At 55.6% G+C, this 16,656-nt stretch carries 17 protein-coding genes; 4 read left to right on the top strand and 13 right to left on the bottom strand.

What is annotated here, in order from left to right; genetic code table 11:
• Positions 1 to 44: 44 nt before the first annotated feature.
• Together ADIMK_RS15875 and ADIMK_RS15870 are read right to left on the bottom strand one after the other, a co-directional pair.
• Positions 45 to 857: an SDR family NAD(P)-dependent oxidoreductase gene (locus tag ADIMK_RS15875; RefSeq protein ID WP_197027554.1), complete on the bottom strand. Its 813-nt coding sequence runs from the start codon at positions 855 to 857 to the stop codon at positions 45 to 47.
• A 198-nt stretch (positions 858 to 1,055) separates the two neighbouring features.
• A complete protein-coding gene (locus ADIMK_RS15870) occupies positions 1,056 to 2,075 on the bottom strand; it encodes a TRAP transporter substrate-binding protein (protein ID WP_036190209.1) in 1,020 nt (339 codons plus the stop codon).
• Positions 2,076 to 2,247: 172 nt separating this feature from the next.
• Here ADIMK_RS15870 and ADIMK_RS15865 point away from each other — a divergent pair, with 172 nt between their 5' ends.
• Positions 2,248 to 3,159 (top strand): helix-turn-helix domain-containing protein, encoded by a 912-nt coding sequence (locus tag ADIMK_RS15865; RefSeq protein WP_036190207.1) that lies wholly within the window; start codon positions 2,248 to 2,250, stop codon positions 3,157 to 3,159.
• 1 nt (position 3,160) lies between these two features.
• On the opposite strand, the gene ansA is transcribed toward ADIMK_RS15865, so the two are convergent.
• The 3 genes from ansA to ADIMK_RS15850 all read right to left on the bottom strand — a co-directional run bounded on the left by ansA (position 3,161) and on the right by ADIMK_RS15850 (position 7,137).
• Positions 3,161 to 4,168, bottom strand: a complete 1,008-nt coding sequence (ansA, locus tag ADIMK_RS15860; protein WP_036190205.1) for an asparaginase — start codon at positions 4,166 to 4,168, stop codon at positions 3,161 to 3,163.
• On the bottom strand, positions 4,165 to 5,568 hold the full coding sequence (locus ADIMK_RS15855; protein ID WP_036190203.1) for an aspartate ammonia-lyase: 1,404 nt from the start codon (positions 5,566 to 5,568) through the stop codon (positions 4,165 to 4,167). Before ADIMK_RS15855 ends, ansA begins: the two co-directional genes overlap by 4 nt.
• Positions 5,569 to 5,655: 87 nt before the next feature.
• Positions 5,656 to 7,137, bottom strand: a complete 1,482-nt coding sequence (locus ADIMK_RS15850) for an alanine/glycine:cation symporter family protein (RefSeq protein ID WP_036190201.1) — start codon at positions 7,135 to 7,137, stop codon at positions 5,656 to 5,658.
• A gap of 195 nt (positions 7,138 to 7,332) precedes the next feature.
• On the opposite strand from ADIMK_RS15850, the gene ADIMK_RS15845 reads away from it, so the two are divergent.
• The 3 genes from ADIMK_RS15845 to ADIMK_RS15835 all read left to right on the top strand — a co-directional run bounded on the left by ADIMK_RS15845 (position 7,333) and on the right by ADIMK_RS15835 (position 10,553).
• Positions 7,333 to 8,148, top strand: a complete 816-nt coding sequence (locus ADIMK_RS15845; protein WP_036190511.1) for a helix-turn-helix transcriptional regulator — start codon at positions 7,333 to 7,335, stop codon at positions 8,146 to 8,148.
• A gap of 62 nt (positions 8,149 to 8,210) precedes the next feature.
• Positions 8,211 to 9,410: an adenylate/guanylate cyclase domain-containing protein gene (locus tag ADIMK_RS15840; protein ID WP_036190200.1), complete on the top strand. Its 1,200-nt coding sequence runs from the start codon at positions 8,211 to 8,213 to the stop codon at positions 9,408 to 9,410.
• A 516-nt stretch (positions 9,411 to 9,926) separates the two neighbouring features.
• Positions 9,927 to 10,553, top strand: coding sequence for a trimeric intracellular cation channel family protein (locus tag ADIMK_RS15835; protein ID WP_036190198.1), 627 nt, complete (start codon positions 9,927 to 9,929; stop codon positions 10,551 to 10,553).
• A gap of 79 nt (positions 10,554 to 10,632) precedes the next feature.
• On the opposite strand, the gene ADIMK_RS15830 is transcribed toward ADIMK_RS15835, so the two are convergent.
• The 8 genes from ADIMK_RS15830 to ADIMK_RS15800 form a co-directional block, all read right to left on the bottom strand.
• Positions 10,633 to 11,244, bottom strand: a complete 612-nt coding sequence (locus ADIMK_RS15830; RefSeq protein WP_036190196.1) for a cation efflux transmembrane domain-containing protein — start codon at positions 11,242 to 11,244, stop codon at positions 10,633 to 10,635.
• Positions 11,245 to 11,343: 99 nt separating this feature from the next.
• Positions 11,344 to 11,610: a sll1863 family stress response protein gene (locus tag ADIMK_RS21460; RefSeq protein ID WP_051693018.1), complete on the bottom strand. Its 267-nt coding sequence runs from the start codon at positions 11,608 to 11,610 to the stop codon at positions 11,344 to 11,346.
• Positions 11,607 to 11,798, bottom strand: a complete 192-nt coding sequence (locus ADIMK_RS21455; protein ID WP_051693017.1) for a hypothetical protein — start codon at positions 11,796 to 11,798, stop codon at positions 11,607 to 11,609. Before ADIMK_RS21455 ends, ADIMK_RS21460 begins: the two co-directional genes overlap by 4 nt.
• Positions 11,799 to 11,839: 41 nt before the next feature.
• Complete coding sequence (locus tag ADIMK_RS15820) at positions 11,840 to 12,127, bottom strand: sll1863 family stress response protein (RefSeq protein ID WP_036190194.1); 288 nt, start codon at positions 12,125 to 12,127, stop codon at positions 11,840 to 11,842.
• Positions 12,128 to 12,659: 532 nt separating this feature from the next.
• Positions 12,660 to 13,508: a mechanosensitive ion channel family protein gene (locus ADIMK_RS15815; RefSeq protein ID WP_036190192.1), complete on the bottom strand. Its 849-nt coding sequence runs from the start codon at positions 13,506 to 13,508 to the stop codon at positions 12,660 to 12,662.
• 32 nt (positions 13,509 to 13,540) lie between these two features.
• On the bottom strand, positions 13,541 to 15,046 hold the full coding sequence (locus ADIMK_RS15810; protein ID WP_036190191.1) for a PhnE/PtxC family ABC transporter permease: 1,506 nt from the start codon (positions 15,044 to 15,046) through the stop codon (positions 13,541 to 13,543).
• Positions 15,043 to 15,774: an ATP-binding cassette domain-containing protein gene (locus tag ADIMK_RS15805; RefSeq protein WP_081849817.1), complete on the bottom strand. Its 732-nt coding sequence runs from the start codon at positions 15,772 to 15,774 to the stop codon at positions 15,043 to 15,045. Before ADIMK_RS15805 ends, ADIMK_RS15810 begins: the two co-directional genes overlap by 4 nt.
• Before the next feature lie 8 nt (positions 15,775 to 15,782).
• Positions 15,783 to 16,640 carry a putative selenate ABC transporter substrate-binding protein gene (locus ADIMK_RS15800; RefSeq protein WP_036190190.1) on the bottom strand — a complete coding sequence of 286 codons (858 nt, stop codon included), beginning with the start codon at positions 16,638 to 16,640 and terminating at the stop codon, positions 15,783 to 15,785.
• Between the last annotated feature and the right edge of the window lie 16 nt (positions 16,641 to 16,656).

Here is a 16,656-nt window from a genome sequence, read left to right as displayed (position 1 = left end):
TCTCTCCTGCCCGAGTTGAATCAGGCACTTTGTGAGTCGGGTGTTCAGGCAGCCGTGAAGCCTGGACGTGGAATCAGATCCATCAGCATCGCCTCCATGCCGCCATCGACACTGAACTCCGCACCATTGATGTAGGACGCACGCGGGCTGAGCAGGAATACCGCAGCATTGGCAATATCATCCGGCACACCGATACGGCGGCTTGCGGTCATCGCCTCGCGACGTTCCTTGATACCGGGGTGCTGATAGAAAGGCTCTGAGAGCGCGGTACGGATCATGCCCGGACAGATCACATTGCTGCGAACGCCCTGTTCACCGTACTCAACCGCTATCTGGCGTGACAGCAGCGAGATTCCTGCCTTGCTTGCACTGTACGCGCCGCTGTGGGTTTGCGGATGATGGGCCGCAACAGATGCGATATGCACCATCGCACCACCGCGAGCCGCCATCAGGCGCGCAAATGAGCGGCTGCAGAGCATGTAGCCGGTCAGATTGGTACGCAGCACGGCCTCCCATTCGTCGAGCTTTACATCCTTAATTGAGGCTGCTCTCAGCATTCCTGCACAGTTCACCAGTCCGTCGATGCTGCCGAAAGCTTCCTCGACGGCAGCCACACACTGAACGACACTGTCCTCGTTACCGATATCACACTCGAGCACCAGTGCGCGCGTGGCGGAATCGACCCCACTCAACAGGGCCTCACACCCTTGAGTGTTACGATCGAGCATCGCAACCGAAGCACCGGCTGATATCAACGCCCCGGCTATTGCATTACCGATGCCGCTACCGGCCCCCGTCACCACAAACGTGCGGCCGGAAATTCCGAGCCAGCCATGGTCAAAGTGATTAACTGACATATACATTTACCTTTTCAAATAAAAACTGGCTCAAAATAGACGCCCAACACGCTTTAAAGACAAAAGAATCCCCAAGCCTTTTTAAAAGGCCGGATAGCATTTGAAAATATTCGGGAATACGGGTTTAAAGATTAAACAGTTTCGACAAAGCGCCCGGCTCTTTTACTGTCAAGCCGGGCACATGCCTGGGACCCGCTGTCAGGCTCCGCAGGCACTCGACAGCGTCTGAGCACGCTCATACACCTTGGCCGCTGGCAGCCCCTGCTGATCCAGACCGCTGATGTACTGTTCGGATACTCGCTGCAATGTCGGTTTCCAGGCCGGATTCTCGGCGCCATTCTCAACCACGTTGATGGTGTGTCCCATCTCCTTGGCCTGTTGCACACCGACCAGATCCAGCTCGTCATAAGCCTTGCCGAGTTTCTCGGCCCAACGCATACCGGTGTTGTCGTCTATCACCTTCTTGAGATCTTCAGGCATGCCTGCGTAGGTGTCCTTGTTCATTGTTACCACGAACGCCAGCGAATAGAGCCCCACTTGGGTATGCTGATCCGCCAGTTCGTTCAAACGGAACGAGGCCATCGCCTCCCAAGGCAGCGTCACGCCATTGATCGTGCCGCGCTGCATGGCCGAATACATATCCGGTGCCGGCAGACCGACCGGCTCGCCACCGAGTCCTTCGAGAAGATCACCGACAACCACTGTCGGTCGGCGAATCATCAGACCTGCCAGATCTTCCGGCTTGGTGACCGGCTTGCCTTTGGTATGGATATGCCCGGGTCCGTGGGTAAACATGAACAGGACATGCGCATCCTGATACTCGCTATCGAGGTCGCCCTCGTCGTAGAGCTTCTGCAGAACGCAGGAACCCTGCTCACCGGTGTGAACGATCCCCGGGAGCTCAACGATCTGTGACAGCGGGAAACGGTTAGCGGTATACCCCTGAATGATCGCGCCGACATCCGCGATGCCTCTGACCACCGAATCGTAGGTTTGTGTCGCCTTCGCCAGGGTCTGTGATGGATAGATCTCCACATTGATACGGCCGTTCGACTCCGCTTCAACGGCTTCACCCCATGAGGCGAGCGTTTTGGCTATACCGGAGTTAGCCGGCCAGAAGTGGGCAAAACGAAGATCAACTTCAGCGGCATTTACCGTCGCGGTAAACGATAAACCTGCAGCCGCCATCAGGGATATAAAACGATTCTTTTTATACATTTTAAAACCTTTACTTATTATAGATTTATATTAGGCTTATCCTCATCGAAAACGGATTTTATTTACCGCCCCGACTGTCGTAATCAAGATAATCAAAATGGATTCGTATCCGAATTGACAAAACAGGCGACTGCTAGGACATTTCGTGCATCCACCTGTATTGAGTTGAGTCATGAGCACCATCCCCAGCTACGCCCTGTACGGTGAGACACCCGAACAACGATGGTTCGAATCGATCCATTACGAGCCGATATCGAGACGTGCCAAGCATTACGAATGGAAGATCGATCCCCACCAGCATGAAGCGCTGGTGCAACTGCTCTATGTGCAGAAAGAGCGCGGCGTAGTGCATCTCGACGGCAGCAGCGTCGAGTTCACCGCCCCCTGCTTCATACTGATCCCCGCGCAAACCGTACACGGGTTCGACATGGGCGCCGGTATCGATGGCTCGGTGGTCACCGCTGCACAACGCCCGCTGGAGTCGATCATCTCGACCGCCCTGCCCTCGCTGGCCGATATGTTCGACAAGCCGCTGGTACTGGCACTGCCCGATACGCGCCGCCTGCATACGACGCTGCAGACACTGTTCAGCCTTGTGGAGCAGGAAACATTGATCGCCAGTGAGTCGGACCAGAGCGCCGCCAACATGCTGCTGGTATCACTGCTGCTTCAGATCCGCCGCGTCGACCAGTCTCGTCATGCACCCAACCCGGTGCACGGCACGCGCAAGGCCGAGCAGGTGGATCGCTTTCGGACACTGGTGAACAACAATTTGGGATCGTTGAAAACGGTCGCCGCCTACGCCGCCCAACTCGGTATTACCGCGGGACAGCTGCGCCGTATTTGTCAGGAGGTATTGGGCCAAACGCCGCTGAGTATCATCAACGCACGCATTATCCATGTTGCCCAGCGCGATATCGTCTATTCAACCATGAGCATTCAGCAGGTGGCCTACTCTCTGGGATACGACGATGCCGCTTATTTTTCGCGGTTCTTCCGCAAACATACGGGACTGACGCCCTCCGAGTTCCGGGAGCGCGTCCGCGCACATCAGCCCTTGGCAGATACGCCTGAAAAGCGATAGTTCAGGCGCACTCACCACACAGCGGATGACTCAACGCATCGCTTAACTGCTCGCCAAAGAGGTCCTGCGCCAACAGAAGATGCAGTTTGGTAAAGGCCGCTTCCGGTGTCAGATCACTACCGGGAATGACGCCGATGCGATTGAGCGTAGCGCCAGTGGCATACGCTCCCTGACTCACCGCCCCCTGATGACACTGGGTGACATTGAGCACCGCCACCCCCCGTGCACATGCCTGCTCCAGCGCTCCAATGAGCGCCAGATCAGCATCAGGCGGATTGCCCACGCCGTAGGTTTGCAGTACCAGCCCTCTGACCCGGGGATCATCCAGTGCTGATTCAATCAGGCGCGCGGGCATGCCCGGGAATACGCTCAGTGCCACAACCGCAGACGGATCCAGTTGAGGAATGCAGAAATCAGGCGTCCCCGCCGGCAGCAGGAGGTCATGACGCAGGTCGATATGGATACCAACCTGTCCCAGCCAAGGGCAGTTGGGTGAGTCGAACGCATCGAAACCGGTACTGCGCACCTTGCGCGCCCGATTACCGCGCAACAGGCGACCGTTGAAGTAGACACACACCTCGTGAATCTCACCGCTGGCAGCCAGCATCAACGAGGTAATCAGGTTATCGAGTGCATCGTTGCGCAGCTCTGCCAGCGGTATCTGAGAACCGGTCAGGATCACCGGCTTGTCGATACCGCGCAGCATGAACGACAGCGCCGAGGCGGTGTACGCCATGGTATCGGTACCGTGCAACACCACGAAGCCATCGTACTGCGCCCAGTGACGCTCAAGCGTTCTGGCTATCTCACACCAGTCTTGCGGCACCACATTGGCGCTGTCGATCAACCGATCAAGCTCGACCAGATCGTACTCTGGCAGTTGATCGGCAGCGCTACCGAGCTGCTCAAGTACACGATCATGAAAACCGGAAACCGGCACATACCCCTGATCGGAGGGCACCATTCCGATGGTGCCTCCTGTGTAGATAACCAGAACCTTCATCATCATGACACTTCTGAAAACGGTGCGAGCATGGAGCGCGGACTCAACAGGCGATCAAGCTGAGCCTCGGTGAGCAGGCCTTCAGCCAATACCAGCTCACGCACGGTTGAACCGCTGTTGAGCGCCTGCGCCGCGATTCGGGTGGAGTTCGAATAGCCGATGTGGGGCACCAGCGCAGTGATGATGCCGATGCTGTTGTCCACGTGACGTGCACACTGCTCCGCATTGGCACGAATGCCCTGAATGCAGCGGGCATCCAGTGTTTTGCACGCAGAGCCCAGCATTTTCATGGAGTTCAGCAGGTTGTACACGATCAGCGGCTCCATGGCATTGAGCTGCAACTGACCGGCTTCTGCCGCCAGCGTAACGGCCAGATCGCTGGCGATCACCTGATAGGCGGTCTGGTTGACCACCTCGGGAATCACCGGGTTTACCTTGCCGGGCATAATTGAGGAGCCGGGCTGCATCGGTGGCAACATAATCTCGCCGAGCCCCGTGCGGGGGCCGCTTGAAAGCAGCCGCAGGTCGTTGCACATTTTGCCCAGTTTGACGGCAAAACGCTTGAGAATGCCCGAGAAGAGCACAAAGGCTCCCATGTCCGAGGTCGCTTCCACCAGGTTAGTCGCCGATACGATGGGCTTGCCCGAGATCTCCGCCAGATATTTCACAGCCAGCGCCTGATAACGCGGATGTGTGTTGATACCGGTGCCGATGGCCGTACCGCCGAGGTTCACCTCGCACAGCAGCTTGCTGGCCTCGTGCAGGCGGTCGATATCCTCGCCGAGGTTGACGGCGAACGCCTCGAACTCCTGCCCCAGCGTCATCGGAACCGCATCCTGAAGCTGGGTTCGGCCCATCTTCACAATGTCGGAAAATTCGCGACCTTTGGCCTCAAGACTCGCTTTGAGTTGGATGATGATCTGCTCAAGCGGCTCGGCAGCAAACTGAATCGCCAGACAAACCGCCGTCGGATACGCATCGTTGGTGGACTGGGAGCGGTTTACATCGTCATTCGGATGCAGGTGCTGGTACTCGCCCTTGGCATAACCCAGCTTTTCAAGCGCCAGGTTGGCGATCACCTCGTTGGCGTTCATGTTGGTCGAGGTGCCCGCTCCGCCCTGAATCAGATCCACCACGAACTGCTCATGCAGTTTACCGTCGATGATGTCATCGCAGGCTGCGATGATCGCACTCGCTTTAACGGCATCCAGCGCGCCCAGATCTCGGTTCGCTCTGGCCGCAGCCGATTTGACCATGGCTAATGCCCGAATAAAGGCCGGGAAATGGCTGATCGGTACACCGGTAATAGAAAAGTTGTCCAACGCACGCTGTGTCTGAACGCCGTAATAAGCGTCAGCGGGAACTGCAAGATCGCCAAGAAGATCGTGCTCGATGCGGGTGTTCATAGTGAAAGTCACCTTGCGTGATAACAAGAGAAACGGTTGTCGGTAAGGCCCGGCAGAATGCCGGGCCCGGGTTGGATCTATAAAGCGTTAGAGAATCGTCTCGCCACTGGCGGGAACCGGCGTGCTGCGACGCTGATTGATCTTTTCAAGATCTTCCGGCTCGATCTCCCAAGCCGCCGCATCCACGTTCATATCGGCAAAGCGTGAAGCGTCGAATACCGGCTGCTCGATGCCATCGGCGATCTGCTCGTCAAAGTCACGCATAATGCGCAGACCCGGTTTGATCAGCACGATCAGGGCAATCAGGTTCACCAGTGCCAGGAAGCCCATGGTGACATCGGCAAACGCGAACACAGTACCCAGATCGGTGGTTGCACCCCAGCACACCAGACCGATGATGGCGACACGGAAGCCGTTAAACAGGTTCTGGTTTTCGGTGCTGAAGAAATTGATGCTGTTCTCACCGAGGTAGTAGTTGTAGAGCACGGTGCTGAAGCCGAACAACAGCAGCGCGATGCTGACAAAGCTGCGTCCCCACTCGCCAACGTGCTCGGCAAGAGCGGCCTGAGTCAGCGCTACGCCGCCGATATCATTCGCACTGGCAGGGTCGTACACGCCACTGAGCAAAATGATGAAAGCGGTGGCCGAGCAGATGATCAGCGTATCGATGAAGACAGAGAACGACTGCACCACGCCCTGGTTGGCAGGATGCGGTACATAGGCAACCGCCGCCACGTTAGGCGCACTGCCAAGACCTGCTTCGTTGGAGAACAGGCCGCGCTTCACGCCCATCAGGATCGCCGCACCGATACCGCCGCCAACAACCGGTTCAAGACCGAAAGCGCTGTTCACAATCAGCATCACTACATCGGGGATTCGCTCGATGTTCAGTGCCAGAACAAAGCCTGCGACCAGGATATAACCCAGTGCCATAACCGGCACCAGCACCTCGGCAACACGTGCAATACGCTTAACACCACCGAAGATGATCAGGCCCACGATCATTGCCAGACCGATACCTGTGTAGAAAACCGGCACGCCGAACGCGTCACCAAAAGAGGTGGCAACAGCATAGGACTGAAGCGCCGTAAAACCGAAGCCGAACGTCACCAGCAGCAGTACGGAGTAGACACCTGCCAGCCACTTCCACTTGCTGCCCATGCCGCGGGCGATATAGTGCGCAGGACCGCCTCGATAGGTGCCATCGGGCTCAGCCTGCTTGTAGGTTTGAGCGAGGGTGCACTCAAGGAAGCTTGTCGCCATACCCATCAGGCCGACGATCCACATCCAGAATATAGCGCCGGGGCCGCCCAGGGTGATAGCAACCGCGACACCGGCGATGTTACCGCCACCGACACGACCGGCAACGGAAAGCAGCAACGCCTGAAACGAGCTGAGATGACCGTGTTTGTCTTTCTTAAACGCCTGACTGGCGCTGAGTATCCGGAACATGCGTCCGAAATACCGGAACTGAACGAATCGGGAAGCCAGGGTAAAGCCGATACCGACCGTTATCAGCAGTGCAATTAGCACCTTCCCCCAGAGTATATCGTTGAGAAAGTCCAACATCGGGAATCTCCGCTTTTCTTGTTGTAGGAAGTTTTTCTAGGAAGACGCCCATTTAAACAACGGTATGGCACTGATAAAATTTGACACTCTGACTACAGATTGGCGCAGTTTGGCGCTACCTGCGCATCAAAATGAGACAGGCGCAGTTTGGCGCACTTTTTAGCTGAGGATGGAGCCATCATGAACCAGCCGGGCATGCATGAGGACTTTGCACAGAATCTGCGACTGCTGTGCACCTACTACAAATCGATCGCGGAAGTGTGTCGTCGGCTCAACATCAACCGCCCACAGTTCAACCGTTACCTCGGTGGACAATACAAGCCCTCCGCCAATACGTTGCGGCGCATTTGCGAGTTTTTCGGGGTGGAGGTTCACGAGATACTGCTGCCCCACGGCCAGTTCGAGCGACTGGTTCAGGTACGTCCGCAGAGTTCGTCGACGCCCGACTCCACAACATCCCAAGCGTGCAGTCATCTCGACCAGCTCTCCCGCATCGGCAGTCACGGGCTTGAGCGCTATCTTGGCTACTACTTCGAGTACTACCTGTCGATGTCGACGCCGGGCAAACTGCTGCGCAATTTGGTCTGCCTTGAGTCACACGATGGCCAGGTGGTCTTTCAGCGCACCGAGAGAATGCGCCCTCACGCAGGTGAACCGGCCTGCCACAACCGCTATCAGGGTATCGCCTGTCTGCTCAGCGACCGTCTGTTTCTAACCGACTACGAAACCCTCAACCACCACGAAATCACTCAGACGATTCTCTTTCCCAGCTTTCGGAACCGCATTTCGCGACTGACAGGGCTCAAGATTGGTGTATCCGATAACAGCGAACGCATGCCCTGCTGTGCCCGCGTGGTGTACGAATATCTCGGTCAGGAGATCAGAATCCGCAAGGCGCTGGCGCTGTGCGGCCTCTACGACGTCGATGACCCTGCTATCGAACAGTCGATCCGTAACTCGGTGCGCAACGACATGAGCGTCGGCGAGATGCTGTTTCGCGCACGACACTGAAATGCTTGCACCCCGTGGTCTTTGGGTGATGATAGGAACATTGCTATGGCAAGGACCTTAAGATGACCGCTTTGGATCACTATGACGACCTGCTCGAGTGGCTACATCGGGGCGCAATGCGCGACTGGGATGTGCCCTCGCTGCTGCAGGAAATGGTCGAGCTAATGGAGTCCTTCGGCATCCGGCTCCACCGGGTCCACTTTGGCCTGCCGATGCTCCACCCGCTGTATGCGGTGAGTGCGTACAGCTGGCAGGCGGGCACAGGTGTCGTCAACGACAACTATCCGCGCGGCATAACCGAGAAAGCGTTCTGGACCTGCAGCCCGGTGCGTCCCTTTTACGAAAGCGGCGCAATCGAGGGCCGGATCCGGATTAAAGCCGGCACGTCCTCCGACCAATACCCAATGCTCAAGTCGGCCGCACACAACGGTGCGACCGACTACTTCCTGCAACTCACAAACTTCAACGATCGCAGCGTTTCACCCGATGGCCAGGAAGGCCTTGTCATCAGCTGGATGTCGTCTCGGCCAGATGGCTTCAGCGATGACGAACTGGAGCTGTTCCGCAAGTTTCACCTCCCCCTGTGTGCGCAACTGAAAAATCTGACTCACCGTCGGCTGGTCGATGACATCCTTCAAGCCTACCTCGGCTCCTATTCGGGCCAGCGCGTTCACGCGGGCCAGATACAACGGGGTGACAGTGAACTGATCGATGCCGTCATCTATTTCTGCGACCTTCGCAACTCCAGCCGACTCGCTGAGCAGTATGATGCGCAGGCGTTTCTGTCCGTACTGAATGACTATTTCGAGCTAACGGCAGGCACCGTTACCGAATTTGGCGGCGAAATACTGCGATTTATCGGCGATGCGTCCCTTGCCATCTTTCCCATCGCCCAATTCGGCGACCGGGAATCCGCCTGCAAGGCGTCACTAGCAGCCGCACTTGCCAGCGTCGCGCGCAGCGATGACCTCAACCGCCGGCGCATCGAGAACGGTGAGCCCGAAATAGAGTTTGGTATAGGTCTGCACCCCGGCATGGTGCTATACGGCAATATTGGCACCCCCACACGTCTGGAGTTCACGGTAATAGGCCAGGCTGCAAACGAAGCCGCGCGCGTTGAGAGCCTGTGCAAATCGCTGGATCAACCGGTGCTCGTTTCCCGCGCCTTTGCCGATGCGCTGGATATGAATTGGACCTCTTGCGGACATTTTGAACTGCACAACATCAGTGAGCCGATAGAAGTACTGCGTCCAGCGGATTAATACACCTTTATTGAGCAGCCACCCCCGCATCAGCTCCATCAATACAAAGCACCCGGGCCAATGACGCTTTAGCGGTGCTAGAGCGGCTATTCAGAGAATGTCGATTGCTGGACGCCGGGATGTGACGTCAAGGTGAGCCAAAAAACAAAAAAGCACCGCGAAAGGTGCTTGTTTGCTAAACGTGTTGAAGGGCGTAGCGCTTAGTGAGTATGGTGGCGACCGATCAGCGTAGTATCGCCCGCGATGTACGCAATCTTGCTTACAACCCAAGATTTCACGGCACGAGCACTTTTCTTGAAATACGCGGCACGTTCCATATCAGCCTGACGACGACATGCCCAAAATGAATTGAAGTTTTGATCGTACATGATTGCTATCTTGTGCCCATGAATGTCTAGTTGCTGCACATTTTAGGAAGTTTCCCACTTTGGAAAAAACAATCTTTTCTTGACCGACGATTGAGTTTAATTCATCTATAACGACCTCTCAGGTTAAAACTGTCAAAAAAGGGCTCACATGCCATTCGATATCACCGCCGTCGTTAACCTTATGGGCTTATCTGCCGTCGCCGTATTTGCCATCTCCGGCGCACTCGACGCCGCCCGACACCGCATGGACATACTGGGCTTTATGCTGATCGGTACCGTCACCGGTATCGGGGGCGGCACCCTGCGCGATCTTCTGCTTGGAAACCTGCCAGTGTTCTGGATCCGTGAACCGATCTGGATCAGCGTCTGTTTGATCGCTTCAGCTGCGACCTACTTCATAGCGCCTAAACTGGTATCACTATCGAAAGCACTGCTATGGATGGACGCCGTGGGATTGGCGTTGTTTGCCGTGGTCGGTACGGAGGTCGCGCTTAACTTCGACACTACGCCGCTGATAGCGGTCTGCATGGGTGTGATGACCGCCTCCTTTGGCGGTATCGCCCGCGACGTGCTGTGCAGCAGTAATCTGACGCTGATGAATGAGGAGCTGTATATCACGACCGCGCTCGCAGGCTCAGTGGTTTACCTGTCGCTCAACAGTCTTGAGCTGCCTCACAGCTACGACCTGATCGGCGGATTCTGCGTCGCCTTTCTGCTAAGAGCGCTGGCGATCCGTTTTAATATCAAGCTGCCGAATCCGTATAAGAAGGCTTAACACTTTCCAATTGTGAGCTGGCAGGCATGTCGGCCCGGCAAGGTTTCATGTGCCGGGCCTGATAACCGACCATCGCCCATCAGGCGCATTTGGGAGGATCCAGAGACTCTCCGGCTTCTCGAAGAATCGTGATCCCACCTCGGATCACAATAATCGAAATGATCGCACCGACGACCAGATCAGGATATCGACTCCCCAGAACGGCAACCAGTACGCCGGATAGCATGACACCCAGATTGGCGATGACATCGTTTGTGGAAAATATCCAAGACGCCCTCATGTGTACCCCGCCCTCTCTGTGCTTGGAAATCAGCACAAGGCACAGGACATTGGCAACCAGCGCCGCGGCACCAACAACAACGATGAGGGTGCTCTGTGGCTCACTACCAAACAGCAAGCGTCGCAGCGCCTCAAACAACACGCCAAGCCCCAATATAATCTGGAGATAACCGCTGACTCTGGCAGCTTTTGCCTGCTGGACGATCCCTTTGCCAACGGCATACAGCGACAAACCATAAACAGACGCATCCGCCAGCATATCGAGTGAATCGGCAATAAGACCGGTCGATTGCGCAAACCAGCCCAGGGTTAACTCCACAACGAACATAAACGCATTGATCGACAGAAGCGCTAATAGCGTTTTTCGTTCTAAACGATCGGCCTGTTCTGCTCCACAGCCACAATTTGACATTTTGCTATCCTATCGCTGCCAAGTGCTTAACGACCGAAGTGGGCTCCACACACTGACTACAGTTGTCGCAGCATAGCTGAGTACGGTTGTTGAGCAAAGCTACTGATTGGAGCCGAGCGCTTTTTCAGATTTTTCCCAGGCTTCTGCGAGGTCCTTGTAGGCATTGGAGAACCCTTTTTTCATCTGATCCCACGCATCTGCAGAGCTGGTTTTCATACTGCCGTACCATTCAGCCGTTTTATTTCGCAGCTTACGAAGGGTTTTCATGTCTTCACGGGCTTCCTGACGAGCAGCATCGCTCATGTCGTCAAAGTTTTGATCGATTTTTGCCTGCAACGCATCAATACGTTGATCCAACTTATTCAAGCTGTCTTTTGCTTCTTCAACTGCCTGATCTTTTTATCAGCAGTAAATGAGCCTATAGACTTAATTAATTCCTGAGTATCCCTCTTAACCTCTTCTATTGAAGCGCTGTCCTTTTCCGCCTGTGCATAGCAGGGCTGAGCAATACCCAGTGCGCCAATCAGCACCAGCGTCGGTATATGTAAATTCATTTAAAACCTCCTTAACAGGGTATATGCATCGAACAATAGTGTTACTTAAATCTCGAAGCCGCTGAGTGCAACGCTTTACCAAGAGACTCCCAAGCACTATCGATGCCTACTTTAAGATCTTCCCATGCATCGTCACTGGAGTTTTTAAGCTCAACAAGCTTATTTTTAACCGATACCTGCATAGACTGTAGCTCATCAATATGCTTGTAATACTCAATTCGTGTATCGGCCTCAGCAGCATCTGCCTTCGCTTTGAGCTTTTTAATTTCCGCGTCCCACTCGTCCAGCTGCGCTTGGAGTTTTTTTTGATATGCCTCTTTCCTACTCATAACCTTCCTCCTTTAAAAGGGAAGCGATAATATAAACATACTATTCCCGCTTCAAAAAGCATCTATATCAAGTCCCTTATTTATACAACCAAATATACCAATACCTCCACAGGCCTAATAACCATATCATGTAAAATCCTAATAATTCTAGCACATGCCCAAAAGACTGCTTTTAAATGAAAAGCATAAACAGTATTAACAACTATTGAATTCAAACACAGTGTAAATATAGACTGGCGACACCGCTCATATCACGATAACTATTTTTATCATAATGAGAATTTAACGTATTTTCTGCTTAGCCTGACCCGACCAATGCAAATATCAGGTTAATAAGACTCAAACCAGATGGTCGTTTATACGCCTGCGGATAGAATAGGTTCATATCCTCATTTCGCGAATCAGGGTTTCGCATCCAACAGCGCATAGCGCTTGGCGATTTTATCGGCAGCAGCCTGTAACTCGGACAGGGGTTAAATGAGTTTTAGCCAGCCGTGCCACCTGGTGGCACGGCCTGCAAATAAATAGCGGTTTAGGCAGCAGAGGGCGTATTGAGCAGGCGCACTTCACGCTGCGGGAAGGGTATCTCGATGCCTTCGGCTTTCAGCGCATTGAACATGGCAAGATTGGCACGGTACAACAGGTCGTAATAGCGCTCGGTCGGAAGCCAGATGCGTATACCCAGCGTAATACCGCTTTCACCGAACGCCTCTATACCCACCTGCGGTGCAGGATCCTGGCAGATCTCTTCACCAAAGCCTGACAGGGTTGATTTAAGCGACGCGATCGCGCGCTCGGGATCGGCGCTGTATGCGATATCGATGGAGACTTCCGCCAGCGTATTGGCGTGGGAGTTATGGATGATCTCGCCGACCACGTGTTTGTTGGGAATCGAAATCTCAACACCATCCTCGTTGGTCAGCAGCGTGTGCGACAGGTGCACCTCCTTAACCTGGCCGGTAACGCCCTGCACACTGATGGTATCGCCCACCACATAGGGCCGGGTCAGGACGATGGTCAGGCCCGCGCTGTAGTTGGACAGCAAACCCTGAACGGCCAACCCTGCCCCCAAACCGACGGCACCGATCATAGCCAGTAACGGGGTGACGCTGATCCCCAGCTTGCCAAGCGCCACCACGGCGACCATCGCGATGATGAGTATCTTGACGCAACTGGCGATAAACCGGCTCAGCGTGATGTCCAGATTGTGTCGCTGCATCAGAGCCAATGACCAGTTGGACACCTTGCTGGCCACCCACAGCCCCAGCAGCAGAATGATGATGGCACCGACAATCTGAAAACTGTAGGTCACAAAGAACTCAACGATCAGATTGTAGATCTCCTGCACCTGCGCCAGCTCAATTTTTACTGATTCATCCATTCTCGTATCCCATTCGTGAGCAAGGTTGTCTCTTAGCGTCGTGCCGTGTCTGCGTGCGCCATTAGACGCAGCCGACGAGAGGTGGCATCAACCAGAATATTCAGTATCGCGGTTACCGCTATCAGCAGGAAGGCGCGATCATAGCGGATCTCCTCAAACGCGGAGTCTATATAGAAACCCAACGTTGTTATGCCAAGAATACCCATGATTGCGCTTTCGCGCAGGATCACTTCCCAGCGATAGAACAGAAACGCCAGCATGGCCGGAAAACGGCGCGGCGTTTCGATATAGGCATAGCGCAGCAGCCCTTTAGGATCGTCAGGACGCGACACTCGGCCACCAGCCTCGGCGTCACTGGCGTTGGCAACGAGGAATGCAATCAGCCCGCCGTTGTGCAGCGCCAGCGCCAGCACAGCCGGCAAGCCGGAGGGGCCAAACAGCAGCAGAAATACAAACGCCAGCACCATCTCCGGCGTTGAGCGCAGTATCAGCAGCAGGAAACGTCCGGGCCAGCGTACAAGCGGGCCGCCCAGCACACGCGTGGCAAAGGGGTATGTCGCCAACACCACCACCGCCGTCAGCACCAGCGCAATCTGCGTAAGCAGCAGGGTCTGAATCAGACCGGGCCAGACCTGATCGGTGAACATCGTGGTGTACCACTGAAGTGCCGCGCCCCACTGCGCGTCTCTCAGCGGCTCCGGCCAGATATCGACGCTGACAAACTGCCAGAGATAGCCACCGTTACTGAAGCCGACCGTTTCAGGAAGCAGCCAGATTGCCAATCCGATATAGAACGGCAGTAACACAGGCTTCATCCAGAAACGGATCGTGGCGATCAGTAGTACAAACGCCCACAGCAGCGCACCGGCCTCGCTGTATTGCCCCTGTTTGAATGCGGTTTCAAGGTGAAAGCCCAGCGTCGGCAGGCCGATAAACCCCAGAATGGCGCTGGAGCGCAGGGCGCACTCGAAGCGGTAACGAATGTAACTGAGCAATGCCGACCAGCTTTGCGGAATCAGGGTATAGGCATAGCGTTTGAGCGTGCCCAGACTCGGCGACAAGGTCTGCCCCGGCGCGTGTGCCTGCTGCTCGAAAATCTCCGCAAACACCTTGGCAAAGACCCCGGTAAACGGGACCAGAATGGCCAACAAGCCAGTCGTGGCACTCAATCCGTAGAGCTGCATGAAGATCAGCCCCCAGAACAGCTCGTGCACCGACCGTATGGCCGCGCAGAAATAGCGCACCGCGCGCCAATGGAACAGCATCGCCAGCAACAGCCCAAGGGGTACTGCCAGTACCACGGCCAGCAGCGCAAACGCCACCGTTTGCCCCAACGACTCTGCCAACACCCGGGGTTCATCCCAGGCAGGCAGTATGACACCTCGCCCGATGCGGGCCAGTTCGTGCCAGGGGTCCACCGGATACACCGCAAGATCAGCCCATAGAAGGGACAGAGCGGCGGCCACCACCAACGCGAAACAGACACGGTTTAACGTGCGCACGCTTGAGCGAAGCCGGAAATAGGGGGTCGTGATCATGAGGCGGTTATCGCCCAGCCCGTTTCACTCGGAGCTGGCTGTTCCGACTCGGGCGATGAACTCTCCTGATAGAAAGCATCGAGCGCTTCGCTATCAAGTTCAGTCGCTGCGCGATCACAGCAGATTCGCCCATCACGCATCACGATGATCCGATCGAAATGTTCCAGCGCAAGACGGCGGTTGTGCAGACTGACAACGGCCGTTTCATGCTGCTGCAGCAGGTAATCGAGCAGCATCTGGGCCTGCAACGGGTCCACAGACGATACCGGCTCATCACCCAGAAACACCGGCTGCTGGCGATAGAGCGCTCGCCCTATGGCCACACGCTGACGCTGACCACCCGAGAGCCTGTCTAACGAGTGCCAGAGTTTGGTCTCCAACCCCAATGTTTCGGTTAACTTGGTGATAGCATCTCGGTGCGTGCGCAGTGGCCGAACCAGATTCCACAGCGCCGCGCATGTGCCCACACGGTCCAGCGCGCCGATAAACACGTTCTGATAGACCGAGAGAAGATCCACCAGCCCACCGCCCTGCGGCTGCAGTGCGATCTGTTCCGGGCACTGCTGATACAGCTGATTAAGCAAGGTCGTTTTTCCCGCACCGGACGGCCCGAGCAGGGCAACCTTCTCACCGGCACGGATGCTTAGGCTGACGGCATCCAGCACGGTATGGCCGCCCAACTCCAGCGAGTGGGCGGATAATTGAAACAACACCTGTTGATCAGACATCCGTGTTATCAGTCCAGCAGGCCAATCGCCTTAGCAGTGCTTTCGATGGGGCCGTAATCGTCGTTACTGGCGGGCACAAAGCTCTTGCGCGGGAAACTTGCCAGCAGGTCCGGATCGTTCATGTTCAGCAGCACCTGACGCACCTTTTCTTTGAAGCCTGCTCCAAAGCGCGCATCCACATCACCGCGAATGGTCCACTGGTAGTCGGGGTATGTCGGCGTGGTCCAGATTACCTTCACCTTGTTGGTGTCGATCTTGCCCTCTTCGAGCTCTTTCTCCCACACCGCGAAGTTGACCGCCCCGATCTGATAGGCACCGGACTGAACCTGCGCGATCGTGCGGCTGTGATCACCGGAGAAGCCGACCCGTGAGAAAATCTCTTCAGGCGCTGCGCCAAACTGCTCGCGCAGGTAAAACTCCGGCATCAAACGGCCTGATGTAGAGCCTTTAGAACCGAAGGTAAACGTCTTGCCCTTGAGCGCGTCGCTGAGGCTCTCGCCCGCTTCCATACCAGCACTTTCATGGGCAATGAAGTACGACTTGAAGAACTGGTCTTCATAACCCTGCGCCAGCGCTTCTGAATCCGGCACCAGACGGCGTGCCTGCACACCTGAGAGGCCACCAAACCAGGCCAGCTGAACCTGATCGTTGCGAAACGCAGTGATTGCCGCTGCGTAGGACTTCACCGGAATGTACTGCACATCGACATTAAGCTGTTCGCTCAGGTAGTCGGCCACCTTGCCGAAACGCTGCTGCAAACGGGATTCGTCGGCATCAGGGATGGCGGTAAAAACAAAGGTATCGGCCAGGGCAAATGTCGGCAGCGCCAACATAACCACAGCCATTGCACGGCTCAAAAATGACATAGTCTCTCCTTGTCTG

Origin of the sequence: Marinobacterium lacunae (assembly GCF_000705555.1) — a bacterium.
Taxonomy (GTDB): Bacteria; Pseudomonadota; Gammaproteobacteria; order Pseudomonadales; family Balneatricaceae; genus Marinobacterium_D; species Marinobacterium_D lacunae.
The sequence above is the reverse complement of the archived record's forward strand: the minus strand, read 5'-3'. Positions and strand labels throughout refer to the sequence as shown.